General features: G+C 40.3%; 33 protein-coding genes, 1 tRNA gene and 2 pseudogenes. All 36 read right to left on the reverse strand.

The genetic code is table 11. The features are described from left to right. Nucleotides 1–80 precede the first annotated feature (80 nt). The 36 genes and pseudogenes from ACIY19_RS08785 to ACIY19_RS08960 all read right to left on the reverse strand — a co-directional run bounded on the left by ACIY19_RS08785 (nt 81) and on the right by ACIY19_RS08960 (nt 26,008). The gene (locus tag ACIY19_RS08785; RefSeq protein WP_409003214.1) at nt 81–2,522 is read right to left on the reverse strand and encodes a collagen-like protein; all 2,442 of its coding nucleotides are present in this window, start codon (nt 2,520–2,522) and stop codon (nt 81–83) included. A gap of 230 nt (nt 2,523–2,752) precedes the next feature. Next, nucleotides 2,753–3,094, reverse strand: coding sequence for a hypothetical protein (locus ACIY19_RS08790; RefSeq protein ID WP_049479251.1), 342 nt, complete (start codon nt 3,092–3,094; stop codon nt 2,753–2,755). Nucleotides 3,095–3,103: 9 nt separating this feature from the next. Continuing rightward, nucleotides 3,104–6,271, reverse strand: coding sequence for a hypothetical protein (locus ACIY19_RS08795; protein ID WP_409003215.1), 3,168 nt, complete (start codon nt 6,269–6,271; stop codon nt 3,104–3,106). A gap of 13 nt (nt 6,272–6,284) precedes the next feature. Further along, a complete protein-coding gene (locus ACIY19_RS08800) occupies nt 6,285–6,578 on the reverse strand; it encodes a Gp15 family bacteriophage protein (RefSeq protein ID WP_029680951.1) in 294 nt (97 codons plus the stop codon). Nucleotides 6,579–6,612: 34 nt separating this feature from the next. After that, nucleotides 6,613–6,915: a hypothetical protein gene (locus ACIY19_RS08805; protein WP_409003216.1), complete on the reverse strand. Its 303-nt coding sequence runs from the start codon at nt 6,913–6,915 to the stop codon at nt 6,613–6,615. After that, on the reverse strand, nt 6,915–7,112 hold the full coding sequence (locus ACIY19_RS08810; protein ID WP_007518782.1) for a hypothetical protein: 198 nt from the start codon (nt 7,110–7,112) through the stop codon (nt 6,915–6,917). Before ACIY19_RS08810 ends, ACIY19_RS08805 begins: the two co-directional genes overlap by 1 nt. Before the next feature lie 42 nt (nt 7,113–7,154). Further along, nucleotides 7,155–7,652, reverse strand: coding sequence for a phage tail tube protein (locus ACIY19_RS08815; RefSeq protein ID WP_409003217.1), 498 nt, complete (start codon nt 7,650–7,652; stop codon nt 7,155–7,157). Next, complete coding sequence (locus ACIY19_RS08820) at nt 7,615–7,953, reverse strand: hypothetical protein (protein WP_007518775.1); 339 nt, start codon at nt 7,951–7,953, stop codon at nt 7,615–7,617. Before ACIY19_RS08820 ends, ACIY19_RS08815 begins: the two co-directional genes overlap by 38 nt. Further along, the gene (locus tag ACIY19_RS08825) at nt 7,953–8,327 is read right to left on the reverse strand and encodes a hypothetical protein (RefSeq protein ID WP_007518773.1); all 375 of its coding nucleotides are present in this window, start codon (nt 8,325–8,327) and stop codon (nt 7,953–7,955) included. The genes ACIY19_RS08820 and ACIY19_RS08825 overlap by 1 nt, the downstream gene beginning before the upstream one ends. Before the next feature lie 5 nt (nt 8,328–8,332). Continuing rightward, nucleotides 8,333–8,548 (reverse strand): hypothetical protein, encoded by a 216-nt coding sequence (locus tag ACIY19_RS08830; RefSeq protein ID WP_007518771.1) that lies wholly within the window; start codon nt 8,546–8,548, stop codon nt 8,333–8,335. Nucleotides 8,549–8,566: 18 nt separating this feature from the next. Continuing rightward, complete coding sequence (locus ACIY19_RS08835; RefSeq protein ID WP_409003218.1) at nt 8,567–9,466, reverse strand: capsid protein; 900 nt, start codon at nt 9,464–9,466, stop codon at nt 8,567–8,569. 19 nt (nt 9,467–9,485) lie between these two features. Then, nucleotides 9,486–10,076 carry a hypothetical protein gene (locus tag ACIY19_RS08840; RefSeq protein ID WP_409003219.1) on the reverse strand — a complete coding sequence of 197 codons (591 nt, stop codon included), beginning with the start codon at nt 10,074–10,076 and terminating at the stop codon, nt 9,486–9,488. A 189-nt stretch (nt 10,077–10,265) separates the two neighbouring features. Then, nucleotides 10,266–10,517: a DUF6275 family protein gene (locus tag ACIY19_RS08845; RefSeq protein WP_007518765.1), complete on the reverse strand. Its 252-nt coding sequence runs from the start codon at nt 10,515–10,517 to the stop codon at nt 10,266–10,268. Nucleotide 10,518: 1 nt separating this feature from the next. After that, nucleotides 10,519–10,770, reverse strand: coding sequence for a hypothetical protein (locus ACIY19_RS08850; RefSeq protein WP_007518764.1), 252 nt, complete (start codon nt 10,768–10,770; stop codon nt 10,519–10,521). A 53-nt stretch (nt 10,771–10,823) separates the two neighbouring features. After that, the gene (locus ACIY19_RS08855; protein WP_007518762.1) at nt 10,824–11,081 is read right to left on the reverse strand and encodes a hypothetical protein; all 258 of its coding nucleotides are present in this window, start codon (nt 11,079–11,081) and stop codon (nt 10,824–10,826) included. 2 nt (nt 11,082–11,083) lie between these two features. Continuing rightward, complete coding sequence (locus tag ACIY19_RS08860) at nt 11,084–12,853, reverse strand: phage minor capsid protein (protein ID WP_409003220.1); 1,770 nt, start codon at nt 12,851–12,853, stop codon at nt 11,084–11,086. Beyond that, nucleotides 12,843–13,031, reverse strand: a complete 189-nt coding sequence (locus tag ACIY19_RS08865) for a hypothetical protein (RefSeq protein WP_007518758.1) — start codon at nt 13,029–13,031, stop codon at nt 12,843–12,845. The genes ACIY19_RS08860 and ACIY19_RS08865 overlap by 11 nt, the downstream gene beginning before the upstream one ends. Further along, the gene (locus tag ACIY19_RS08870; RefSeq protein WP_250315605.1) at nt 12,988–14,547 is read right to left on the reverse strand and encodes a capsid protein; all 1,560 of its coding nucleotides are present in this window, start codon (nt 14,545–14,547) and stop codon (nt 12,988–12,990) included. The genes ACIY19_RS08865 and ACIY19_RS08870 overlap by 44 nt, the downstream gene beginning before the upstream one ends. Nucleotides 14,548–14,557: 10 nt before the next feature. Continuing rightward, a complete protein-coding gene (locus ACIY19_RS08875; protein WP_007518754.1) occupies nt 14,558–15,898 on the reverse strand; it encodes a phage terminase large subunit in 1,341 nt (446 codons plus the stop codon). Further along, nucleotides 15,882–16,379 (reverse strand): terminase small subunit, encoded by a 498-nt coding sequence (locus tag ACIY19_RS08880; RefSeq protein WP_007518752.1) that lies wholly within the window; start codon nt 16,377–16,379, stop codon nt 15,882–15,884. Before ACIY19_RS08880 ends, ACIY19_RS08875 begins: the two co-directional genes overlap by 17 nt. A gap of 297 nt (nt 16,380–16,676) precedes the next feature. Continuing rightward, nucleotides 16,677–16,767, reverse strand: a tRNA-Ser gene (locus ACIY19_RS08885). A gap of 81 nt (nt 16,768–16,848) precedes the next feature. Beyond that, entirely contained in the window at nt 16,849–17,298 is a 450-nt protein-coding gene (locus ACIY19_RS08890; protein ID WP_007518751.1) for a DUF1492 domain-containing protein, read from the reverse strand. Between the two features lie 474 nt (nt 17,299–17,772). After that, nucleotides 17,773–17,889: pseudogene (locus ACIY19_RS08895) on the reverse strand (site-specific DNA-methyltransferase); the annotation flags it as partial. After that, nucleotides 17,886–18,041: a hypothetical protein gene (locus tag ACIY19_RS08900; RefSeq protein ID WP_201058223.1), complete on the reverse strand. Its 156-nt coding sequence runs from the start codon at nt 18,039–18,041 to the stop codon at nt 17,886–17,888. The pseudogene ACIY19_RS08895 and the gene ACIY19_RS08900, both read right to left, overlap by 4 nt. A gap of 379 nt (nt 18,042–18,420) precedes the next feature. Beyond that, nucleotides 18,421–19,821: a VapE domain-containing protein gene (locus ACIY19_RS08905; RefSeq protein ID WP_409003221.1), complete on the reverse strand. Its 1,401-nt coding sequence runs from the start codon at nt 19,819–19,821 to the stop codon at nt 18,421–18,423. Continuing rightward, nucleotides 19,805–20,632: a bifunctional DNA primase/polymerase gene (locus tag ACIY19_RS08910; protein WP_409003222.1), complete on the reverse strand. Its 828-nt coding sequence runs from the start codon at nt 20,630–20,632 to the stop codon at nt 19,805–19,807. The genes ACIY19_RS08905 and ACIY19_RS08910 overlap by 17 nt, the downstream gene beginning before the upstream one ends. 11 nt (nt 20,633–20,643) lie before the next feature. Then, nucleotides 20,644–21,036: a single-stranded DNA-binding protein gene (ssb, locus tag ACIY19_RS08915; RefSeq protein ID WP_007518739.1), complete on the reverse strand. Its 393-nt coding sequence runs from the start codon at nt 21,034–21,036 to the stop codon at nt 20,644–20,646. Then, nucleotides 21,036–21,326, reverse strand: a complete 291-nt coding sequence (locus ACIY19_RS08920) for a hypothetical protein (protein WP_007518737.1) — start codon at nt 21,324–21,326, stop codon at nt 21,036–21,038. The genes ssb and ACIY19_RS08920 overlap by 1 nt, the downstream gene beginning before the upstream one ends. Beyond that, a complete protein-coding gene (locus tag ACIY19_RS08925) occupies nt 21,326–22,036 on the reverse strand; it encodes an ERF family protein (RefSeq protein WP_007518735.1) in 711 nt (236 codons plus the stop codon). Before ACIY19_RS08925 ends, ACIY19_RS08920 begins: the two co-directional genes overlap by 1 nt. 11 nt (nt 22,037–22,047) lie before the next feature. Continuing rightward, nucleotides 22,048–22,362, reverse strand: a complete 315-nt coding sequence (locus ACIY19_RS08930; RefSeq protein WP_409003223.1) for a hypothetical protein — start codon at nt 22,360–22,362, stop codon at nt 22,048–22,050. A gap of 11 nt (nt 22,363–22,373) precedes the next feature. After that, complete coding sequence (locus ACIY19_RS08935) at nt 22,374–22,589, reverse strand: hypothetical protein (protein ID WP_084911786.1); 216 nt, start codon at nt 22,587–22,589, stop codon at nt 22,374–22,376. A 10-nt stretch (nt 22,590–22,599) separates the two neighbouring features. Next, nucleotides 22,600–23,776, reverse strand: a pseudogene (locus ACIY19_RS08940) (DEAD/DEAH box helicase family protein). Beyond that, entirely contained in the window at nt 23,745–24,209 is a 465-nt protein-coding gene (locus tag ACIY19_RS08945; protein ID WP_195217169.1) for a hypothetical protein, read from the reverse strand. The pseudogene ACIY19_RS08940 and the gene ACIY19_RS08945 overlap by 32 nt, the downstream one beginning before the upstream one ends. Then, nucleotides 24,209–24,568 (reverse strand): hypothetical protein, encoded by a 360-nt coding sequence (locus ACIY19_RS08950; protein WP_409003224.1) that lies wholly within the window; start codon nt 24,566–24,568, stop codon nt 24,209–24,211. Before ACIY19_RS08950 ends, ACIY19_RS08945 begins: the two co-directional genes overlap by 1 nt. Continuing rightward, a complete protein-coding gene (locus tag ACIY19_RS08955; protein WP_409003225.1) occupies nt 24,568–25,806 on the reverse strand; it encodes a siphovirus Gp157 family protein in 1,239 nt (412 codons plus the stop codon). Before ACIY19_RS08955 ends, ACIY19_RS08950 begins: the two co-directional genes overlap by 1 nt. Then, a complete protein-coding gene (locus tag ACIY19_RS08960) occupies nt 25,778–26,008 on the reverse strand; it encodes a hypothetical protein (protein WP_409003226.1) in 231 nt (76 codons plus the stop codon). The genes ACIY19_RS08955 and ACIY19_RS08960 overlap by 29 nt, the downstream gene beginning before the upstream one ends. Between the last annotated feature and the right edge of the window lies 1 nt (nt 26,009).

Consider the following 26,009-nt stretch of genomic DNA (forward strand, 5'->3'; position numbering starts at 1 on the left):
TGTCCTGACTAACTTGTTCGACGTAAAGGTTCAAATGCAATGGGCCACTAGAATTGATAAATTTAGTCATTTTCCTCTTTTTAACCTCCTACATATCGAATAACATTCACATCTTTGTCAAGATAATACTGTTCTGTTCTAAAGCATCCGATTTGAACTGACGCGGTGAAAATACCGTTGTCGATATGAATCACACCTTGCGAAATATACATTACTTCCTTACCTGCAGAAAACATAGAAATCCTATCATGACTGACTTTGATTGATGAACTAGCATCGTTCTTTCCAATGATGAGCCCCTCATTTGAAGCGCTCATATAGGTATCGATGAACTTTTTCATCTCCTTCAAGCCACCAAATTCTATTGATAAAAACTCAATTCTTCTGCCCGCTTCAATCAAATCTTTTTCAGATTGGGCTGCATCTTTAGCATTCTTGTCAACAAAGGCATTATATGCTTTTTCTAATTCACCAAAGGCCTCCATAGATGCTTTCGCTTTCATTTCAGCCTCTAAAATCTGTGATTTCTCGTTAAGGGCATTTAACTGCTCTTGAGTCAATTTATGGTCAGCTTTGGAATTGATGTCAGTTTCAACATCTTCAATGGCTTTGACATAGCCAAGAAAGTTGGTGCCTATGGATAACATGGCATTTTCAAGCGTAACAGTCTGATTAGCTGGGAAACCGTAATTTGTGCCAAATCTGATAAAAACATTATTTGTCTGGTATGTTTCATTAGCTTTTGACAAATCGATAATAAACTCAAATTTTTGCGGAGTAGTAACTCCAGCTTTGAGTGTGAGTCTGTTACTGTACCAAGGGGCAGCCGAAAAATGCACAGCGACCTGTGTATCTTTTGATAAAGCAGGAGACAGAGACACTTCAAATGAGATACGGACATAATTTGGTTTTAATCTATCTGGATTTTTCCAAAAGTCATCAACGATAAAAGTCCGCATATCATACATTTCACGATTTCCTATGTTGATTTGCTGAGTTCTGCCGTTCTTGAAATAGTTTCGATTTCCACCAGAAACATTCTCAAAGAGAGCAGTCCACTTGTATCTTGCAGGATCCTGACTGTCAGCCTCGTTAAAGTCTGTTAGAGTACCTAAGTAGCGCTTGTTAGTGCTATCAGACGTACTAAAACCATCACGGCCATCAGATGAATTTGCCCAAGCCCTGTGAAAATAAGTAGTGCGTCCGTTAGCTCCAGTTTGCCCTGGGATACCTTGGTCGCCTTTCGGTCCTTGCAAACCTTGGACACCAGGTACCCCCTGTTGCCCACGTTCCCCTTGAGGTCCAGGAGTTAGTTCAATTTTTTTTAGATCTTCTTTCGTCGCTACATCTTGAGCATTGATAGTGAGCTTATCAATGTTCATCACAACTTTGCCGTCACGGACGGAAACAATCTCTTGCAAACCATTCATGATTCGCAAACGTGCTAAATCCAGATCTCCAGCAGTTATATTTTTGGCATTTAACGTAATGTAATTACCAATTGCTGCAGAAACTTTTTTTGCTAGCAATTCATCAGTGGTTATCGTATTGACAATTTCTCCGACATTAGCGCTGTCTGCCTTTTTAACCCATGAACCTTCTACACGTTCCCACATTTCAACATATCCACCATTAGGTTTAAACCATATATCTCCATTTTTTGGTTTGGTAGGGCTTGATGTATCAAGGTACATACTACCTTGCTTAGTGATAAGTTCGTCTAAATACTCTATTTGACGTTGCATGGTCCCCTTATATTTATAAGTACCTTGTGCAACTCCAGCAGCATTTCCACTACTATGGGCAGATAAACCACCATCAAACGAAAGTTTGTAGGACAGCATTGGAATATCAAAATAGATATTTTCATCCCAGTGTACTGTAACCCAGTCACCGGATTCCATGGTCATATCACCACGCCAGGATAATGTATATGGATAAAAGTTAAAATCACGGTATTCATTGAAGACACGATCCAGAATTTCTTGTGTAACCCATGGATTTTTTAACTTCATGATATTACCTGTGGACAATCCTGATTTATACACAACCTTATCAGCAGACTTACACTCAATACCTTTCAACCTGTAAGGTATCTCGTCACGTTCTAATCCACCTGGCTTATACATATCTTTCGTGATATGTCTTGATGTTGTCTTTAGCTTGATAAAATCAAGCTTCCCATTACGATTAAATCTGACGAAGCTTCCTGATAATTGCGCTAAATAAACTAACGCCTCACGATAACTTGTTTTTTCTAGTTTCTTCGCAACTTGATCATTTACTAATTGGATATTAGTATCTGTCGTGATACCTGTCAATCTCACGATTTCTGATAAAATATCCCTTGTATAAGCTGGATAAGTAAGCTGACTATCATAAGCACCAGACAATCTAACAAACTCGTCCTGTAGCTTAATTTTAGTCTTTTTATCATTACGATCTAGCTTAACCTCGGTAACAAAAAACTTGCCAAGTGGGACGGTTTTACCCGCAATTGCTACCGACATTGTTGCCGGCATCATTTCTTGCAGACCTTCAATAATCTCTTTAATTTCAATTTCTAGACTATTGATGTACCCACCACCAATTGTAAAATCATTACTATTACCGATGGAACTGTCGTACGTAGCTGATGCAATTTTGGTTTTTGTGTATCTCTTACCATTTAAATCAAAGTTAGCCTCAAACACGCGCAGATGGTTCTCTATTGCTTTGATATAATCTGATGTTACTTCTAGCATAATCCCTCCTACTGCTCGATAATAGATACAGATAATCCGTTGTAATAGGTCACACCGTCACTCAGACGTCCCATTACTGTCTCTGTGATAGTTCCGCGGTAACCAGTGATAGACTGTCCTAAAATGTTTGCAGTAAAAAATCCGGCTACCAATTTAGACTTGATAAGATTTCTTTCTGCTTCTGTGATAATTCCCCATTTGATGGAGAATGTACGTTTTTCCGCAATGACGTCACCCGTCATCAATCCACTAGCACTACGACCCGTAGAAGATGACCAGATAATCTCATTATTGATGCTGATTTCAACTGGAGAAGCAAGAGCTACTCCACCTACTGATATTTCACTCATGCATAACTCCTAAATCATGAGGGGGGATTCCCCTGTTTTAATTGCAATTTCATTGATTTTATCTACAATCTTCTTGGTGATTTTATCACCATCAATTGTCAAATCAAGAGCACGAACCGCTTGTAACAACTGTGTCAGTAAGGCTAGAACTTCTGGTCCACCGCCATTATTTGACAATTCCGCTGCACGACGTGCCATTTCAAGCATTTTATTTTCCGGAGCAACAATCTCACCGTAATGCTTGTTGTCACCAATCATGGCAATTTGTGGTGTATTGGCCTTAACAAAGCCACCTTGAGCAAGTCGAGGTAGTCCAATGTAACTAAATCCACCGATATTTACACCAGGTAATTTATTAATCACGCTAATAGCGCCATTGAGTAAGCTGATACCACTATTGATTGTGCTTTCTACCGTGCCAAGCACCCCGTTAATAACGCTACGTACAGCACCGCCAATGGCACTTCCAACCATGGTTCCAACGTGAGTAAACGTTGAGCGTATTTGCCCCCAAAGTCCGCTAAAGAACCCGATAATGCCAGAAAATGCATTCTTGACATTGTTATATGCTTCGCGGAATTTTGAAGAAAACCACCCTGGTATACTAGCAAGAGCAGATTGGATATTACTCCACTTCCCTGCAAACCAACTTGCAATAGGATTGAAGATACCTGTCAAACCTGTCCACGCGTTGCGGAACTTGTCTTTGAACCAATCAGGAATAGAAGCAAGATTGCTTTTTAACTCATTGTAGCGTTGAGAGAACCAAGAACCAATACCGGTAAAGATAGCAACAATGGCATCCCAGGCTTGTTTAAACTTGTCCTTGAACCATTGAACAACAGGTGCAAAAATGGTCTTAACAGATTCCCACCAACGTGTGAACTCTGCAATCATCGAATCGATATCAATTCCAAGTGCGGCTAAGAGAGATTGGATGATACCGGAAAATAGATTTTTAATTCCGTTCCAAGCTTTATCCCAATCCCCTGTAAAAACACCCGTTACAAAATCAATCAAACCAGATAGAGCTTGAGCAAGACCACCGATGATATCAGAGAGTGCTGCAATAGCATTGATCAATGCTGTACCGATAACTTCTGCTAATCCGCTAAGAATCTCCATAAATTTTGTGACATCTACATTCAAAACAAAGTCTTCCCAAGCTGCTTTGAAAAAATCAAAAAAACTACCTAAAAGCATAGAGAGATTATCGATAGCTGGTTTTACATGAGCGTCATAAACTTCCGAAAACATTTTGCCCAATTTTGATAGAACTGGATTGAGGTAAGTATTCCACCCATCCAAAAAGCTTTTCATCAACTGACCAAAACCACTTGTCAAAGAGTCAATAAATGGTTTTGCTTTGTCATCGTACACACGTTTCAACGCATCATCTACCAGTGATTCTAAACTTTCAAAAACAGGAGCGATGCCATCTAATAATCCTGTCCAGGCTTTTACTAACTGTGGAACATTCGGAACTATTGCTTTTTCAATTCCTTTAGCAAAATCTCCTGCTATCTTACTGCCTAATTCGATTACTGTGCTACCAGCACTTAAAATCGCAGATACAATCGCACTGCCAATTCTAACAGCGCCAGAAGATGTGATGACATCGTAAAAACCATTTGAGAAAGCTTGAACGATATTACCAGCAACCTCAGCTACGTTTCCTATGTTGGTAAATAGAGATACAAGAGCGCTCTTAATACGCTCTTTTTGGCGCTGTAAGCCATTAGCTATACTTTCGGCTATAAAGACTCCTATCCCGAGAGCAACAGTCCCTATCGAGCCAACAAATTGCCCTAGAGCATAAGCTATCTTATCAAGCATAGTTTGAAATGAAGCAACCACTTTTGGATCTGTAAAAATCTCTTGGAGTAATTCGCCGATTCGTTGCAATGCCGTTTTGAGTCGTTCGATGCCATCAAATCTAAATGAAGCATTGAAACCGTCCTGAAACAATTTGACGAGTTCAAGCAATCGTTTAAACAATCCATCAAACAGACCGTCTAATTGATTCCCACCTTCAGCAATTTTTCCCATGTCGACTTCAGCGCCTTTAGGTGTTCCACCACCTCCGCCGCCTGAACCACCAGGACCGCCACCGGAATCTCCACCACCATCTCCGCTATCGGATGAGTCAGATAGTTTATTGATTTGGTCAAATCCCATGAGAGATTTCATTTCTTGGGCAGCTTTCTTAGCTGCTTTACCAGCTCCATCCGCAGCCTTGCCGGCTCCTTTAGCGGCTTTTCCTAAATTGCCAGCTCCTCCTGCTGCACCATCAGAAGCCTCTCCTAAATTACCAACTGCATCAGCTGTTTCTTGGATACCCGAGCCTTTCATAGACTTCTTGCCAGTAAATAGTTCAGTCAATGCTTTAAAAGCATTACCTACTGTCAGCAATTTGCTGAGCAAAAAGTTAATCACTTTGATGACTGGGGTAAAAATGTTAATCAAGCCAGCTCCGACGCTTGCCATAAAGCTTTCGAACTGTAGCTTCATAATTCTAACTTGGTTAGCCCAACTGTCAGATGTCCTAGCGAAGTCGCCACTAGCTAGTGACAGCTTATCTGTTACAAATGCGAACCGCAAAGCAACTTTTTCAGCCTCAGACATTTCTTGTGTCGTCTTTCCAAAGCCGTTAGCCATTGCATACGCATCAAGTGCCGATTGAGTCATAACAACACCTAAATCTTTAAGCGTCTCTGTTTCACCAGTAAAGACTGATTTCAGCTTTGTGTAGGCTTCATCTTGACTAATATTATAAAAAGATGCCACATCGCCCGCTAAACTAGTTAAAGCTGTCGACATCTCGTAAGCTTTTTGTTCGCTGAAACCAAAAGCTTTCGTCATCGCACCGAATGTGCCGGTGTATCGTTTTGCCATGGTCTCTGATAACCCAGAGGTATACATAGCTTGTTTTGCAAAGTCATCGACTTGCTTGCTCATGCGTGGGAAAGCAACGTCAACAACGTTTTGTACTTCGTTGAGATCTGAGCCGAGCTTGATAGCTTGAGCTCCGAAATCAACAAGTTTCTTGATTGCAAATGCTCCTGCAAGCATCTTGGCAGCTTTCGTTGCCATCCCTTGCAAGCCACTCATCTGGCCTTTAAATTGTTTGTCGTTGACGACAAGGTCAAGACCAATTTGACCAACTGTCTGTGCCAATAGCTATCACCTCCTACTTAGCCATCTCAACAAAGGCTTGTTTTAATTCTTCAAGAACTTGAGTCAGATCTTGTTCAGTTTTCTCCTTGGCAAGTCTCAATCTCCATTCGTTTCGAATACGGTGCTGACCTTCTGAAAATACTTCTAGCATTTTAGGGTCATCTTCGCTTCGAATTTGGACGATTCGACCAAGCGGTGTTTCTCCGGACAAACCAGCTAAGAGAGCCTTGAACTCTTTCCACTTCATATTCTTAAATTCATTAGAGTATACAGATAAGCCATACTGTGTCCTAAGAGAACTGACGATTAAATCGAAATCCTCAAATAGGTCATAGTATGGCTCACTGTTCTCCCATTTCTTCTTCTCCCATGACCAACGTCATCGCTGCTTCAATAACTTTAGTTAAGTCAGCAAAATTCAAGCGCATTTCATTAAGTGTTTTGCGACTATTCTCAGGGAAGATTAGCTCAAACATTTCCATCATTTTTTTGGCAGATGGAGTTCCTTCTTCATCACCGACGGTCTGCATTAGAGTCAGTACAGTTGTTGCATCTGTATTGACTTCAATTTCAGCATCTTTAATTTTCAATTTTGGATTTTCTTCAAAATTGAGTTTTTCTGTGATATCAATTACTTTTGACATTATTCAGTTTCCTTTTCTTCAGATAAAATGTTGATCAGTATTTGACCAGTTCGATTTTCTTTGCTTGCCATAGCTTCGATTCGCTCTTTGGATTTACCGCTTAAATCAACGGTATCTCCAGCCTTATATTCGATACCTGTATCGATATCAATAAAAGCTATGGTTGCTGTTGCGTTGGTTTCTTCAGCTTCAACCATATTTCCTCCTTAAAAATAAAAAGAGGGTCGAAACCCTCTAAATTAACCTGCTGGCACCACTTCTGGTTTACCATTTGACATGACATCAAATGACAATGGTGCAACACCAGTTGAATCCCCCGAAATAAAGTCCTTAAGATTGATAACCGCGTCTTTAAATTTGATTTTTGTTCCATCTGGGAAAGTCCATTGAAAGTCCGCTTCAGAATCGCGACCATTTTTAAACGCAAGACCTGCGATGTAGTCGTTACCTGCATCACCTACATTTCGTTTACCAGAAACAGAAATTGTAACTGACTTCGCAGTCATCAAACGACGTGTCCAACCTTTTTGGTCAAATGGTTTCCATTCTTCAACACCATTGTCAAATGGTACTACTTGTGCCTGCACAACTTCTGTATGCAGGTATTCAGCAGTCTGTTCCAGTGCTATGATTTGAGCCCTTTCCAGTTTGCGGATAGTGCCAAAATCTAGCTTTACTGTAGAATTCACAAACATAGCATCACTCCAATCCGATGTAGGTATAGTTAACAGTCCCATCTGGATTTCTAGCTTTCCGGCTGTCCACAATCCTCCTGACAATACCAAATACAATTGCAGTCCCACCGCTCAATGTAGGCAAATACGGTGCAATATCACCAACGAAATAAGCTGACCCAGTAATTTGGACCAGCTTCTTCTGTTCAGTTAGGACTGTTTTGACACTGTCCTGATAATTGCACTTTAGATTAGCTCTGAACGCCTCTAAAGGTTCGCCGTCTTCAGAAACTCCTTCTTGGTTGACTATGACTGTGATTTGCGTCTGGCAAAATTGAGGTAAGACAAGTTGTGGAAATTTCATCAAATAACCCTCCTTGTCAATCCTGTTTGCTTCAAAAGTTCATAGGTTTTGCGATAAATAACAATACCTTGTTCTGTAGCAATATTCCAATTTGATCCAAATTGCATTGACACACCATTAATGCTGTAGTTTGAAACTGTAGTAGCTATCAAATCAGCATTAACCTCCTCAAAGTCAACAATCTGACAACAAGCCTTTCGGATAACTTCCTGCTGAAATGGTGTCAGATTGTCGAATCCAATGCCACGGATTCGGTTGAACGTAAGTATATCAATCTTGTCAGAAGCTGATTTAAGTTTGCTAGCCAGTTCTTCTGAATCAGCAGAAATCACACCAACAAACGTCTTTTTGTAATAATCTGGACTAGCATACATGACTGTTACTCCTTAGCTCCTTTGAGCTTCTTGATTTCATCCTTAGCATTTTTCAAGTCAGCCAAAACTTTTTCGTACTCCTCTTTTGAAACCTTGTCGACAGATTCACCATATTTTAATTCACCATCTTCGTAGACTTCAAAGCCACGACCAACAAAATCATTGATCGCTGACTCATCGATATCATAGACTCGAGCGCCTTTAATTGCTTTTAATGCCATATGCTACACCATCCTTTCTTACGCTGTCGCGTTGATAAAGATACCCGCTGCTTTATTCTTAATCAAGAATGCATCCATGTAGAAGCGAGATTGGAGCAAGTAGTTGTCAGCTGTACGTGAGTCATGTCCTGGTGTAAATACTTTGATGTAAGAGTATTTTTCACGAGCAACTTCACAAGATGGGTGGATTAAGATGAAGTTCATTTGTTTCGCTTCATCTGTTGCGACACAACCATTTGTAAAGTTGTATTGTGATTTCATGCGAGCTGATTGCACTTGTTTGATTTTAACGTCATCAAGGCTATAGATAGAGCGTTTGACGTCGCCATTTGAACCATTCACTCCTAGCACACGTTGGATGTCTTTAGCCTGCTTGAAGAGCTTTTTGACAGCTGGAGTGACGTACAAAATGCGACCTTCAGATGGGACGCCTGCTTCGTCCATTTTTTCCATGGCATCATCAAATTTTTGCAAGATATTTTCTGCAGTCAATGTTGTAGTGTCGATAGTGGCACCGTTAGCGGCATACTTTCCAGCTTCTGTGTAGAGTTTTGAGAACACGTAGCAATCTTTCTCAGGAATACCTTGTTCAGTTTCCAGAGTGTTTTGGACATTGGCAATAGAGATGACAAGGTTTGTTTCATCAACATCCATAGGATCGATTGCAAATTCAATGTCGCGGTCATGTTCGAGTTTCTTTGGTTCCCAATCGTTTGAGATTGTTCCAGAATTAAAACCGATAGTTTGACGATTGTGGTCTTTGTAACCAGATACTGTGATGTTTGGTAGCTTGATTGTTTGGGCGTTGATAAATTTCACTTGCGGATTTGAGTTAAACAAATCTACAGACGCAAGCTCCTTTGCATATTTTTGATGCAAAGCTTGTTCGAATTGTTCTGCGTAGTTATAAACTGTCATAATTTAATTCTCCTTTTTCTTAAAGACCAAACGCTGCAGCAATGGCATCAGTTTGGTTAGTTTGTTGTGTTTTACCGGTAGATCCGATTTGTTGAAACCCAGTTGACTCTTCTTTATTTGGCTTCAATGCAGGAACGTCTTCCAACACTTTTGCGACAATAGCTTTGAAATCTTCTGGTTTCGATTCAAGTGTGAGAGTTGATGTATCAGCCAATTTCATCACATAAGGTAATACACCAACAGGTAATCCTTCCTCGATTGCTGCTAATTGTAGATTTCGCTCTAAATTAGCTTGCAATGCACTTGCTTGCGCCTGCGTTAACTGTTGCTGTAGTGATGTGACGTCTGGTGTTGCATCAGCTTTCTGAGACTTAAAAGCAGTAATAGCTTGAGCCATTTCTTCACCACTCAATCCTTGCTGCTTAAAGTAATTTTTTAGCACAGTGTCTTCAGCAACCTTTTGCTTGCCTTCGACAATGCTAGCGATTTTGTCATAGTCAATCTCAGGAGTGCTAGCTGATTGAGTTTGGCTTGACGTGTCTTGTCCACCTGCAGAACCAGAGCTGGTTCCTGTATCTGCATTATGGAAAAATAGTTTGCGTTTGAACATAGCGTTCTCCTTTCAGTTTTAAGGGTGTCTCCCTATTTCAGTTATTGTCACTGGTGTCTCCACGTAGTTTTTAGTCTTCGGACAAAAATTAGAGTATAAGAAAAACCGCGTCGAATTTGAGGCGGTTTATAGCAATTTACAGTGATTTATAGTAGTCTATTCCTGCAAGTCAAGATGTTGGATCACCTCCTAATCTTTAATGGCACGGTTTGAAACCTTTGCGTAAACATCCACATAAGTCTCTTTCTTGTCTCCGTTATGCGTGATTTCTGCATAATCTCCACAAGGTTCGCTTGATGTAATTGCGTTCGTACTAACAAGAGCTTTCCAGTTTTGCAGGGTCTTGCTAAACCAAACTACAAAGCAGTCTTCTGCTTTGATTTCACGATCTGATAAGCGCGAAAATTCTTGTGATGCCAATTGTTTTGCTTTCTCTAACATTTCATTCCTCCGTTTTTTCATATGTTTCTGCAAAAATATCAGGCTTACATGGATAAAATTCACCTTGCACGCCTTTGATAATGTAATCGTCTTTTGATGCTTCCATGATGCCCTCTAAGGTCACAATAGATAGTTTTCGAGTGTTTAAATCGTAGGGTACAGATTCAATACCCATAAAAGTAGCGATTTCTTTTACATTTTCGCCCGTCCACTGCACCGCCTCAATGACTACTGGTTTCTTTCTGTATTTCATTTTTTCAATCCTTTCTGAGTACAAAAAAAGCACCTTATCGGCGCTCTGTGATATTAACAATCGTAAAATACATACTTCTCACGTTGCAGTCTACGTCTTTTCTCTTCTGAATCATAGCCGTACTCATCTGCAAAATAATCGTATTGATCTTTGATACATTTGTCTAATTTTGCTTCAAAGATATCACTCTCTTCTTGTGGTCCATAGATAGCCGCTACAGGAAAAATCGGGGCTACTAAACGATATCCAAAGATGTCGCTGAATGTATCTGCTTTTTCTGCTACACGTTGATAGCTTTCGATAATCCGCATGACTACCTCTCCTTTAGTTTATTTATAACATAATTATAACTCTCAGGAAAGGTTTTTTCAAGTATTTCTCTTCGTTCACTATCAAATTGTGCCTCAAAGACATGCGCAAAAAACTCGCTCTCTATATTTCCTTTTTTCTCCCAGTAAACGAGCGAGTGCGAATACTTACCTTGTATTCTACCTTCACTCAACGCTCCTAATATATCAGATGCCGAAGAAGCTTTATCGTTGATGTGGATTGCTTCGAAAATAGTATCGTCAGATAAATTGATAAAGTCTTTACGTAGAAGTTGCAGTATTTTTTTATCCTTTGTGAATTCCCAACCCAGCTTCTCATCTATTTGGTGACCAAATTCATGGAAATAACCAGTACCAGGTCCGCGAGGGTCGTCTACGTCCTTATACATGTTCAGGAAGAGTTTTCCAGATTCATATCTCACAACTCCTGTTTCTGCAATAGTTGCAATCGCCGACTGGTCGGCTAATCTTGCAAACAAGGCTTGTCCAAGCTCTGTACCATCCTTGAATTTTTTTCGAGTCGCCTCGATATACATGTGTCGTGTCTCTGCAGAAATCTTCTTCGAAGCTACGCCACTAGTATCTCTAGGCAATCTCTGACGATTGATGAATTTCTTGTAATCACTATCACTCTCGAGTGAAAACTCTTGGTATAATTTGTATCCTTTTTCCGCTTCAAAGTATTTCAGATTTTCTTCTGCATTAGACTTAAATTTAGACCATTCTTCCGCCCTTAATGTGTACTTCTGAACATTGTCTTTATCGAGACTGAACTGCGATAATCTGCTAAAGCGTTTCTCCTGTCGCTTAGCATGCTGAACTTTGTTGTCCAGTAACTGTCTTTCCTTGATGTCGTCCAATTCCTGATTTGTAAATATTTTCTCTGGCTCGCTACTGACCCCAGGAAAATAAGTTGTATGCTTATCTTTGCAGTTAGGGTGATACAAACCAGCTGCCATTGCAGAACTTAACAATGGATATGGACCATCAGCCGCACTGCCTCCTGACCAGACATCATCAATCAATACTTTACCTTCAAAAGGCATGCACAGAGGACATGCATTCGATCGCTTGTTTAAGATAACAGTGTGAATCCCCCACTCCTGGCGCTTGACTCCCTCGCCCATTAGGTAGGCTCTTTTGGTTGCTGTCCGAATGGCCATGTCAGCGTACGATACGATATTGACCATGGCCCCGTTACTGTATTGGATGCATGTGATTCCCCGACTTAGAAAATCTTTGGTGGCCATATCCACTGATTGCTCATATGTCTTAGCTCCCGTGTTAGCTGCTACCTGAGCATCAAATATTGTGCGCCTGTACTGGTCGTCTGTATACCTCAATACAGCATGCTCTGCCGTCTTCATATCATGCTCGATCGAGTTAAGTAACGCATTCAACTTTCGTTCATTGATAGCGAAAAATGAAGCCCCCAGATTATCTGTTCCACTGTTAAATTCAAAACCGTTCTTGATAGCTTCCAGGATAGACATTTCCTCATCATCCATGCCTTGCTTATAGGCTTCTTGGATAGCTGTAGAAATCTTGCTATTGATATTGGCAAACTCTTTGCTATATTTTTTGGCATTGGATCGCTTAAATCGTTCAAGCTCTTTCAATTGAGCGACCTGCCATTGTTCCCATTCAAAAACTTCAGCAGTTTCCTCTGCCTTATGCCTTCCGAGATTTCTAATCATAGAATCAAGCAGATCGTTTTCGATTCGCTCAAATGCTTTAGATACATCATAAGCCATTGCAGTACACCTTAAAACCTTGCGCCTTAAAACTTCTCAATTGTCGTTTCAAAGCTGTTTTACTAGGCATTTTGAGGTTGAGCATATCCAACTTGTTGTTCTTCTCAACAGCATAGATACCAAACTCTACATTATCACTCGCTATCTGTAGAAGTCCCTGCGCTTCCTTCTGACTCATGTGATAGATCCTCTGTCCTATCGTCACTGTCTTCAGCATCTTCAGCCTCCTTCTCTATCTCAAAATCGTTAGCAGCTTCATTCAATGATGGTACGTCGACTTCTGTCACACCTTGCTCCGCTTTGATTCTTGCCACTTCATGGTCTTTCCAGTCCTGGTCTTTTGAGTCACCGTACAATTCCTCAACGCTCGCTTCAATCGACATGATACCGCCTGTCTTGGCCTTAGAAACTGTCTCAACCTGTGATTCGAAACTAGGATTAGCATACTCGCCAAACGGCACGTCGACCTTGACTTTCTGTAGTGGGTTTTTCTTCAGCACGCTATCAGCATTCAAAACCATACTGATTAACTTTGGCAGGTAATCTTGCAGAGCTGTCACAATAGCATTGCGAGTATAGAGAGTTGCCTTTTCTTTCTCACGTTGTGCCTCGGCATTATCTAGTTTCTTGACATCAATACCGAGTGTTGATGGGCTAATGATACCTTGTAAAGCTAAATCAAGCGCAGTCACGTATGTACTCAAATAACTTTCATGTGGGATATTAGCTTGTTGCAATGTGATTGTGTTCTTTGCATCCTCGCCCATCGCTGTCTCAACCTTAATAAAGCGATGGTCAAAAGGATTGCCCTTACTAATTTCTCCTGTGTAAGGATCTCTAGGAAGTAAGTTCTCAGGAATATACTCTCGTGATCGTCCAGAACGAAGAGCATCCATCCACTGACTCCAAGACTCATCCAAGCTATCAAAAGCATCTGTCTTACGATCATAGATAGATTGACCACGGCCTTTTACTTTAGGTGACGTGTAAATCTTAAACGGCAAGCACAAGATAACGGATTTATCGAACTCCACATCGACAAGGTTAGCAGTGTACTCTGTTGCGCTCATATCTAGCTCAGTTTCGCCTCTGTAGAGCTTATAAGTTAATGAGCCATAGCCGTAGATTTCCTCGAGCAAATAGTTCCGTCTGCGTTCTGTGAAGTGTGTGCGGAAAATAACTTCTTTCAATCTTCCACGGTTGTAGATGATTTCAATTCTATCTCCACCAACCCATTCAACAATAGGCAATGCTGTAAGTTCCGGATCAAATGAAATACGAAAAGCACCATCACCCATCACAAGACTATCTTTAATCGCCTCCTGCAGTTGATCGTGGAAGTTGCTATCTTCAGCAATCTCTTCCCACAAAGTCCCTTGCATTTCCTCGGCAAAATCTAAATCATTCATATCGTGCAGCGTGATATCTACCAACCTATCAACGATAAGACCAGGGATTCCTGTGTGAATCTTTCTAATTTCTTGCCCAGGAGTACTTGTCGCTCCCCAAAAGTTGATGTTGCTATGTGGTAATTGCTTGTAGAGCTGGTCCAGTTCGTATGAGTCACCGCGATACCAAATTTGGTTCTTTGCTGCATTATCTTCAAACGTCATTGCCTCTGTAATTGTGATGACATTTGGCTGTGCCTGTTCCAGTTTGAGAAAGCTTCTCATACTCTTTCTGATCATGTCCATTATTCCCACTTTAGTTTTCCTTTCTTCCGATTATCTTCCTGTATGGCAACCATGCATACTGATTCGCATTGATTGTGTGATCATTTGCATCTTCCGGCTCATCTTTTCCTTCTTTCCATGAGTAAGTGTTTAGCTCTTTGATATGATTCATACAATGACTTAACACATAGTAACAACCTTGAGCTAACCAACCAATTTGAAAGTTGATCCGGTCAATAATCTTGGTTTTCTTATAAGCATTGTTAAAGATATACAGACAGCCGTATTGTCGCTTGTATTTGTTTAATTCTGTAATTGTTGCTTGGTCCGCACTATCAACAAAGACATCACGCGCCAATCCCCATTCACTACGATTGCGTTCTAGGAAATTGATAAACTTGACCACAGTATCAGATGGAGCAATCGGCACATCAAGCTCAGCGTTGTTATAGACTTCCTCATCCAGCGTATATAACTTCCCGTCATCTGATATCCCTTGGAAAATCATTGCAATTGTATCCGGACTACTTGCTGAGTAAGCTGTATCTAGTCCAGCTGTGAACCGTTGGAACGTGACCGTATTCTTTACAAAAGACTTACTCAATACGTGTTTTTTGCTATCAAAATTAACGAAGACAATTCCTGTTGCTCGTCCACGTAGGCCAAGGATTTTATTTTTGTAGAGCTTAGTCCCAACTGGTGCCGCATCCTTTTTCTTCTGGATGGCTTCTGGTGTCAGTGACAGGTTGTCATTAAACGTAAAAAACCAGTAACGCCATTTAGGGTTAGCTGGTTCTGATAGGTCTCGCATAATTTCTTCCGGCACATCGCCTGCGTATTTTTTGTACGGTCTTGCCTTGTTGATGAACTCTTTGTAGACTGGTAAATCAGGATTATCCGGATTGAGCGTTGCCATCAAATAATCATTACGTGTGGACAACTCACGAACAAACTCAATGTCAGCCGTGTTGACCTCATCAATATAGACACATCCATACTGTCCACCAAGAACCAGCTTCCATTTTTCCTTGTTGTCATACCCCAATACATAAATGATTTTACCCTCAAACTTGATGTGAGGAATCTTCGAATCTTTGTCACCATTACCACAGTAGACGGCTGTTTTATGGATGTCTAAAATTCCGTTATCCTGATTAATGATATTCTTTTCAGCTACACCAACTGTCTTTGCTGCAATGATGTGGAACTTCTTCGTGCTCCTGCTGACTGCTCGCATAAACTTGACACCAACACCAACCGTTGTTTTTCCAGCTGCCGTTGTACCTTCCAAAAAGTCCGCATCAACATTATTAAAGCTATTGCAAAAATCAATGTACTTTTGAGATAAAGGGAAGCTATTCGTCAAGTCCATCACCGCCTAGCTGACTAACGATATCGTCAAACTTCTTAGTCTCGGTAACTATAGCATTGATGTCTACTTTATCAGTCCACATTTGATGTCGTTTCCCTAGTAACTCCAAAGCTTTGTTCCTATCGCTGTTCTTTGTTGGATATTCGACAAGTTGAGGGATTTCGTTGTATACTTTTACAGACTTACCAGTCACAGGATCAGTCATCAACTCAGCTACTTTTGTCGTGACCACAATTGTCTCTTTTGCCTGACCTGATGCAATCTCTGACAACATCACAAGAATTTGTTTTTGAGTCAGGATTTTTTCGTCCTGAATTTCATCCATTCTTTTTTTGATATATTCAGAAATGTCAACTTTTGTCAACAATCTTTGTCCTTGACTTCTAGCAGTCTTTTCACTATACCCTGCCTTAATAGCTGCATCTGTTGCATTCCCGCTGATGATGTACTCATCTGCGAATCGTCTTTGTCTTTCATTCAATTTTCCATCACCACCTTTTTAATAATTAAAAAAGCCACTCGATGAGTGACTTAATGCAAGGCGACTACTACCTTTTGTGTTAATTAGAAATCAATTTGAAAGTTTTCCTTTTTTTTATTTTTTGTAGTCATTTAAAACCTCTGAGGGAATCAAACCCTCTAGCTTATAACTTACCTAGGATATAAGTAGCTACGCAATCATGCGAGGTCCAGTCGCTCCGCAACCATTTGTAAGTTAATGAGTGATATATGAATCCCACCCAGAAGATTTAACTCATTCTGGGACACAAACACTCAAAGGAGAGTGTGGGATTCGAACCCACGGAACGCACATAGGCGACCACCCGTCTAGCAAACGGGCGCATTCAACCGGACTCTGCCAACTCTCCATGTTAGGGAAGGCTTACTGCCTTACCCTTAATTCTTGATGATACTATAATAGCACGATTGTTAGACCAGTGCGCTTCAACCTAGTTCACATTAGTTCGCATTAGTTCGCTTTTATCAACTACAACACCCAATTCACGGATTGCATCTTTCTTCTTTTTGTAGAAAGTAGTCTTGCTGCATTGTAAAAATTCAATCATATCATACACGCTTGCTTTCTGAATATACACCATCCTTAAAATTGTTCGACTTGCAGGCTTAGGTATTTTATCAATCAATTTACTGAGCTCAATTCTTCGCTGGATAGCTTCAGCAGTTGCTTGCTTCATGTACTCTTTCAAGGAATCTTGCATGCTAAAAATATCGATGTAACGTTCATCTAATCGAACCTTCTGACCACCTTGAATCTTATCCATGTTCATTTTAGGACTAGAAAGTAAACTAGCTTCAAGATTAGCAAGTTCGTCTATTCGATTCTGTATCTCTTCATCCAAATTCTGTAGTTCATCAAGTAACTCTTTAGCCTTGTTCACTCTCTATCTCCTTTTGTGGTATAATAATATTATTGAGATTATAGCTGAGGCAGAGAGCGCCTTGGCTTTTTTGTTTATCATCGGTTTAAAATCTTGACGACCTCACCGATTTTGAGAGGTACCCGTACATACTTCTCCTCGTGCGAAAGGAATTTAGGGATTTTAAAATAGACGATCGTTTGATTTGGTGCCACTTGTTTTATTGTATCAATGTATTTCACCAAATTGCTGTTAAAGGCGGCATTACCTAGTAAGACGAACCTTGGCAATGCCTGTCTAATCAGCTTCAGCCTTCCTGAATATGGATATTTGCATGGTTTCATTTTAGTCACCTCTCAATTCCATAGTATTCATAACCGCATGACACACAGCAAAATCCATAACTATTAAAGTATTCATCAAATATTCCAATTTCAATATCGCAAATAGGACAATGCGTCCTGCGATATCTTTCTTCTTTGTCCAGACCGTTCAAAATTTTCTTTTTTCTGGACCAGGAAAATATGGTGGATCGACAATAGCTAAATCAAAATAGTTATCAGGATATCTTTTCATGACGTCCATACAATCTTCATTAAGAAATAATTTCAAGTTCTCACCTCATCCATCTTAACTTTATACATTCGATTGCCTCGATACTTACTCTCAAGCTGAGCCTTGCATTTGGCAGCATCACCCACTTTCTTAAAGAAGTGAGTTTCATCTACCATATTGTCAAAATATAGTGTTACTGTGTATGACATTTCTTCTCCTATACTTATTAAAAAAATATGCTTATTTTGTGAATATTTTACACATGGTTACAGGTTACATCACTTTTCGCAAAACATATTTTATAAAAAACAAGAATGCTGTTATATCAACGTTTATAGCACTTGCTATTTTTACTTATTAAATATTTTATATAAATGATGTAACCTTACTAATAGACACCCCAAAACCTCAGTAGTATCAAGGGTTTAAGAGGGTTACATCACTTTTTTAAAATTTTATCAAAAACAGCACTCAAACCATTGATATAACTGACTTTTCCTGCGGTTACATCAATGATGTAACCTGATGTAACCGAAACACGATTTTTGACCGTTTTTTGCCTAAAAGGTTACATCACTTTCACTAAGGTTACATCACTTCTGTCTGTATATTTTTTCTAAAATATGCACGTAGCGTCTTCCCTTTAACCTTCTTTATTTTGTATTCCCAATCCTGATTATTGTCCATAATCAACTTGATCTTCCTAGCAATCTTTTCACCTCTCGCGCTATCGATATCAAAGACATTCTTTAATATCTGTTTGGCAGACACACTCGATTGAAGCTTCACACCTTCATACAGCAGACCGGACTCATTGCGATAGCTGCCATCATTGAAGTAGCACCAGGTATATTGATATTGCTGAGAAACTGAAAAGTCTTCCCACTCTTCTGGAACCAGCATTTCAAGATAATCATAGACCTGTGATTCTGCCTCATCTTTATAAGTGAATCGCTCCTTATAGACCGCAAGCTCATTTTCGAACTCATCATCAAAGGTAAGCATAAATCCTTTTTTGTAGATAGCCACTGCTTCACCCCAAAGCTGGAGCACATCATTCTCTGTCATATCGAAAGGTTTTACAAACTGCTGGCCTGCATCCACCAGCACAGGCAGAAAGCGCCGCTCACCAGTTTTGTCACCCAGGTATTCGATTTTATTACTAGTTCTAGCAATAACAAAGTTTTTCGGAAATTTCTCAGATCTGCGACCATAGGACCGACGGAAGGAAAGTTCCGTCTTGGTCACAAAAGCCTTGAGTTCGTCAAAAGTAGTCTTTCTGGAAGCGACCATCTCGTCGTCATTGACGATCAGCGATTTCAGCATAATCTCATAGTTATCTTTGTCCATAAAATCCTTAGCTGAATCTGTATACCAATCGACGGCTATTTTTTGCAAGAAAGTGGTCTTACCAGCACCTTGACCACCGACCAAATCGAGCGTGTAGTCAAATTTAACCCATGGATTAAAAACCTTGGAGACGGCCCCAACAAAGAACATGACGGCTATTTTTTGAACGAAAATACTGTCCTCGGCACCTAACCAAGTTTGAAATACCTGGGCAAGTCGTTCTTTATGATCCCATGACTCATAAGCATTTTCCATATATTCTTTAACCGGATTGTAGGTTTTTTCTGCAAAAAATGCTTCAATACCATCCCTTAATGCTCCAGCCTTGAAAACTGTCTTGAAGTGATTTTCTAAGTAAACGCTCAAATAGGATTCAAAGGCAGAAGGTAGCTGCCCCTTCCTCAACTGGATAGCATCCAGTTTTACGTCCTCCACAATTTCGTGTTCCCCAGTAAATTCATTGTGCCGGAGAAAATCATTGAGCTTACTGTCACTTTTCATAGCAAGTAATACATTTCTGGGGCTGTCAGCCACAATAGATTCGATTTCAATCTGTTCACCTTCGTCATTCAAAATTTTCTTTTTCCGACGCGAAAACTGCTTGATTGAAATATTCGTAACATCACCTATTATGGTCACCCCCCCTCATGTGTTTCTTGATCATCGATTCGACAGTCCTACTTAATTCTTTGTGACTAAGAGGTTCTACTGAATTGTTATTGGCTGTTTCTGCTAGTTGCAGTATACAGTTCGGCTCCACTGACCTGCTCAAGAGTCCGCCTACAAATTTTGCAAGTGTATCATTTCTGCTGCCTTCATCTCCGAAGCCTAGAACAACCATTTCAAATAATTCGGTTGTTCTGTTTCGTTTGCCAGCACCTTTGCTGATTTGATAGTAGATATTATCCAGGTCACTACCAGAGTTCTTTTTGTTGTATTCCTTCTTGATGGCCATTACAAGAGATCGACTAGCCGTGACCATAGTGCCACCCTCTTTGGACTTTTTCTTGTCCCAAGCATAGACACCTTTGGAAGTTTTAGACGGAGCAACCAGTACGTAATTATTTGGATGTGCTTTGATATCCACACCAGGCAGAAATCCAATCATCTGGGTCATGGACACATCAGGATGTTTAAAATAAAAAATATGTTTACCGCCACTAGCTGTCTTTGCCTGCAGTGTTGGAGTTATCAAGTTCAGATGCTCCCAATTAGCCAGACTCTCATAGCCATTAGCCTTTCCGTGCAGGTCCACATCGATAACGAAGAATTTATCAGTCCGAACAGCAATGTTGCTATCCGGATACTGACTCCAAAAATCCTCAATTTCTTGCGCAGTCATAGCTGGTTTATCAGCAAATTTGATCATCGGTTGCTTATTTGAAGGACTAATAGGAATAACCGAAAATCCTTTTTTTTGATAAGCCAAGGCATGTTCTTTCATTCCCATTTAGTAACTCCTTAGAATGGTAAATCGTCGTCTTGAATATCCATCGGGTTGTCATTCCCAAATGTATCATTCGAACTTTGTTGATTACGACTTTCCAACATTTGGAAATTCTCAGCCACGACTTCTGTCACGTAGACACGTTGTCCTTGCTGGTTATCGTAACTACGAGTCTGAATACGGCCTGTCACCCCGATAAGTGAGCCTTTTTTAGCCCAGTTTGCAAGATTTTCGGCTTGTTGGCGCCACATAACGCAGTTGATAAAGTCAGCCTCGCGTTCGCCATTTTGACTCTTGAATGTACGGTTTACTGCAAGAGTAAAAGTCGCAACTGCTACATTTTGCGGTGTATAGCGGAGTTCAGCATCACGGGTCATGCGCCCAACAAGTACAGCATTGTTAATCATTATTTTATTACCTCCAAAATTCTACTGAACGTACTCTCATGAAATGAGTATAATCCAGGGTTATTTCTCTTCAAAGGCTTGATAATTTTAGTAACAATTTCTTTTAAGGACATATCTGAAATTTCAAGCCAAAAGAAATCGTTCTTAGTGTAGTTGTAAACACAATCAATTTCTCCGTGCTTATAACATACACCCCAAATCTCACCTTGATGCTGATAGACTAGGATCTTATCATAATAATCAATCTGTAATTCAATCGGACGTTTGCGCCCCAGTTCCGTATATCCCATTACTCAATACCTCTTGCTTTCTTCGCATCTGCGATAATCTTCTGAGCTTCCTTCAATCGATCAGCTGGAATGCTTTCAGGTTTATCAACACCCATTTTATCGATGAACCATTTTCCAATTGTTGCAGCAGGACTCCCTGTAGCTTCAGCCATATTTTTGAGTTCTGTCCGAATGGTTTTAGCCTGTGCTCCTGTAATTGTTTTGGCTCCGTTACTTTTAGCTGGAGCATTAGCCGGTTGCTTTTGCTGGCTATTTGTTTTTTGAGCTGGTTTTTGCGACGTACGGCCTGCTTGGCTATTCTGATTATGATATTCATCCGTGTCAGGATCCTTATTGTCATCGATCATAAAAAGTCCGTTTAGGGCGTATTTTCGGGCGTAGCTGGATGCAGCACCTGTAACTTGACTACCATCCATCCCTTTTTTGCTATCATCTTCTCTAGCATAGGCTGTAGTCCCAATAGTTTCACCAACTGCATAAAGAGTCGCAGTTGCTTCAACATAGTACCTGTCACCGATTTGCACAATTCCATCTTGCAAAATCAACACTGCATCATGTTCCTGTAAGATTGGCTTCAGCGCTTCTAAGATGTCCTCTGCGCTTCGATAGCTGTACTTCCCAAAACTGTTATACTGTCCTTTGGGAGCAACTAAACTCTGCTGGATGCTCTGTAAAGTGACAAAGATTGGGGATTGTTGTTTTGTTACCATACAGTTCCCCTTTATAAACTTCTCAATAGATCAAACAAATCAGGCTTAATATTTTGACGCTCGATTTTTTGAACATCGCCACCATTTGGATAAGTAAGTTCAAATGTAGCCTTAACCCGAATAATCTCCAATCCGTGTACTTTGGCCAATGATTTTACCGCTGTTTTCTGTTCGAGATAAGAATTGTATGGCATTGTAAGAGCACCTCGAATATCGTCTACAAAACTGGCCTTGGTAGCTAATGAAGAACGATTGTTCTTGAGTTCATTTAAAAAGTGCCCGCTTTGTTTGTCACGCATTACAATATAATCACTTGAAAGTTTCATTTTGATTCTCCTTAAATTTGATAATCTTCTGGGTATTTTGGAGCAAGAGGTCTGTAATTAGAATCTGCTTTCTTTCCACATTTCTCGCATTCCATATTTGGGACCACGTTATTATGAAAGTTTGCGTCATCATATCCGCTATTAGTTTTCATGAAGCCACAATGTTCACATTCATATTCTGCTGTGAAATCTCTTCGGTATTGACTGATAATTTTTTTAATTCGCATTTGTTTCTCCTTAAAAATAAAATTCAATGACACGCACATCATGTTGTTGACGGCTGCCTGTTACTCGCCATAAAAGTTGGCGATAATCGTCATAATCTCCATCAGATGGATTAACGGGGTCTAAGACCACAATAGTTTTAAATTTATGCTGAAGGCCATCAACTCCTACACCCAAAACCTGGCTTGTAGCAACCACATTTGTCTGTTCAAGAGAGTCCTTCTTGTCTCCAGTCCAAATACCAATTTCCGGGTGCCGCTCTCTGATGACCTCTACAATCTGCTTGGATTTGCTAACTATCAACATTTCTGTCCTACTTGCTAGTAGAAGATCCAATTGAAGTAGCATTGGAGTATCTGCATTGACAGCCTTCAACTTCGGAAAGTCAACCTCAAATCCTGTCTGGATTAAATATCGTTCAAAAGTCTTTCGACCAAATGTTTGTTTGGCCATGGCGTACTTACCATCTTTTCCAACAATATTCAATTTCCTAAATTGTTCCAATTCGTTCGGGTTAGCTGTTAGACACCAGATAGGTTCAAAGACAACCTCAAATCCGTTGTTTTCTTCGGCTTCCTCAATAGTTTCTACTTCTTCCCAGCGGAAGAAGTTGGGCAGATTACTTACATAGCTTTCATAATCTCGGAAGTCATCCCACTCTTGCTTAGAATAGCTGAACTTGGAATACTTCATCTTGCCGTGAGCTAGTTGCCAGTTTTCCCTTTGATTAGGATCAGCCATTCCAAAAAATGTTTTTTTCAAGCGGATAGAAGTTTTGCCCCTTCTTCCTGATCGGGGTTGCAGATAGTCCAACTGTATAGCCACGTTTGACCTTGCGATAGGCCTTCACGTTGGAATCGCTAGACATATTCTGCCACTCGTCAATAATGAACACATCGCACTCAATAGACTCACCGCTTGCAAGTCTGTTCTGCAATCTGCGGTCCGTCATGGTTTCTAATTCAAAATCAGTATTATAGCCTAAATTTTGATAGGTACTACTCCAGCCATCCAGAATGGCCAACCGATTATTGATAACCAGGACCTTTTTTGCTCCTTTGTGCTTTGCTATTTCAAAAGCACAGATGGTCTTACCACGCCCCCCATATGCCTCAAGGAAAATCCCAGGGCAATTACGGTCGCTTCGTTTAACTGCTTCAGCTTGCCATTTGCGTAATTCGATTGCCAATGTCTACAATCACCTCCTCGATGTCATTCCGTTGGGCATAGAAGAGCCCGAGCCTTGCTGCTGCCCTCACATCATTGTGATGGCTCTTGTCAAAGTTCCACAGCCCAAGAGCTTTCAGCAAGTCATTTGGTATATCTGTCTGATAACCTGCGTTTCGTTGCAGAACCAAATTCGGATAGCATAGCTCAATGGCTGCAATAGTTTCTACAACCGAGTTGTCTCTGGAATAATCATTGTCCCTAACCTCAAATTTTTCAACGACCACAATGTCGAATTCAAGACTCCGGCCGATTTTCTTAAACCAAGTTTTAAAATTTTGACCACCATAAGGTACTACCCAATAGTCAACCAGCTTCGCATTATCCAAGAGTACAATTCCTGTTGTGCTTGTTTCAATTTTGTTGCTTGATGGATCAATTGCTAAAATTTTCATCAAACACCAACTTTCTCCGTTAGCACTCCTGGATAAAGGGCCGTGTTAAACCAATTTTGTTTATTCACTTTTGCAAAAGCAAATAGCGATTCAACTTCTTTTGCTTGCTTCTCAAATTTTCGAATATCTTCCTCCGATTCAAAGATAGGTTTTTCCTTATATTTAGCGACTGTGACAAGCTTGTATTCCGGAGTGAATACTGGCTTTTCATTTCCCTGATCAAGATTTGCTTCATCCACTTTCACAAAACGAATCGCAACATCGAATAGAAAACCTTCAGTAACAAGTACTTCAATTGATTCCGGTCCAATCACAACTGCTAGTGAATCTGTTACTCGTGTTTTATTCATCAATTTCATTACTTAATCACCAACTTTTCCGTTCTAATGAGCTCGGCTCCTTTGACTTTCTTGCCAGATTTAAGCAACTCTTTGAGTGTTTTTTTGTCCGGCGCAAGCGTCACTTTTTTTGTAAAATATTTTTTCGGAAGGTCGTCTTCGTTGACCTTAACTGATTCTGGATTCTTAGCAATTTTTATAGTAAGAGCACCGCTCTTAACTTCGGTTTGCCCCGTGACATTCATAACTGTCATAATGTTGTTCTTGACATAATCCAGCTTTTTCTGTGCCGCCTGTTTCTTCGCTTTGAAGCTCTCTTCCTCAGCCTTGTACATGGCCACGTCGGCTTCTAGATTCTTGATAACATGGGCATACCCTTCTGCTTTCTGTTCGAATTGTTCTTGCCAATCGATAGCCTCAAGCGTGTCCGTTTTTGTTTCGTCATCAATATCCATTTGATAAATTGTCAGAAACTGACCTGTCAGTTCGTATAAACTAGCCATTTTTTCTACCTCTCTGATTTTGTTTGTAAGTTTTGTTAGTCCAATACCAGATTTAGTCAAATCAGCGTTGGACGTAAATAGATGATTTTGATTCATTCTAGCGATTTCATTTTTAGATAAACATGCCAGATTTGAAATATCATAGTTTGTTTTGTCACCATCCAGGAAAACGATTGAGTACCCTTTTGGTATCGGGCCATGATGTTCCTCCCAGACCTTGCGGTGTTTCAAAACCCATTGATTAGGTTCTCCAATCTTTTCTTTTGGATAACCGTCTGTTGTATAGTTGATAGTTCCTACAGGTACATAATTCGGAGGTCGATTACCTTTTTTGAACTGCCCGCTGTTTTTTGGCATATTGGGGTATTTCTTCCCCTTATTGTGGGGAGTCTGACCTTTCTCGAATCTTCCCGTCAAACCACTGTGTAGATTATTATTTCTCCGATAACTCTTAATCTGTTTCTCAGTTAGTGATAAGCCAAATTTTTGATTCATTTCATTTGCGACATCACGAGAAATCTTATTTTTTTGAATTGACACAAGATAATCATGTTGCTCCCTCGTCAGCAATCGACCTTGATAGATTTTCCCAACTGGTAATCCAAGGCGTTTGCGTACGCCGCCTATTTGAGTCTTGTTGTAATTCGTCCCAAATTTCTCATTTAGTAACCTGGTTACTTCAGGAGTTAATCGACCAAGGCAAATTTTATGCATATACTCCGTGTACTCATCCTTCCAGCAAAGCGATCGGGGCATTGACTTCACCTACCTTGTCTTTGAATTTTTCGGCATCTAGCACCAACTGGCCGGCTTGTAAGATTTGACCCGAGATTGCGACCATCTGTTTTGATCGTTGAAGCTCGGTCTTTAATTCATCTGCAGTAAGATCCCTGTCGTCCAATGTTTCCAACTGAGCAAAAAGAGTATTGGTTAAATCTGTCAATTTATTTCGGACCATT

The organism is Streptococcus sp. ST14 (assembly GCF_046098195.1).
GTDB lineage: Bacteria > Bacillota > Bacilli > Lactobacillales > Streptococcaceae > Streptococcus.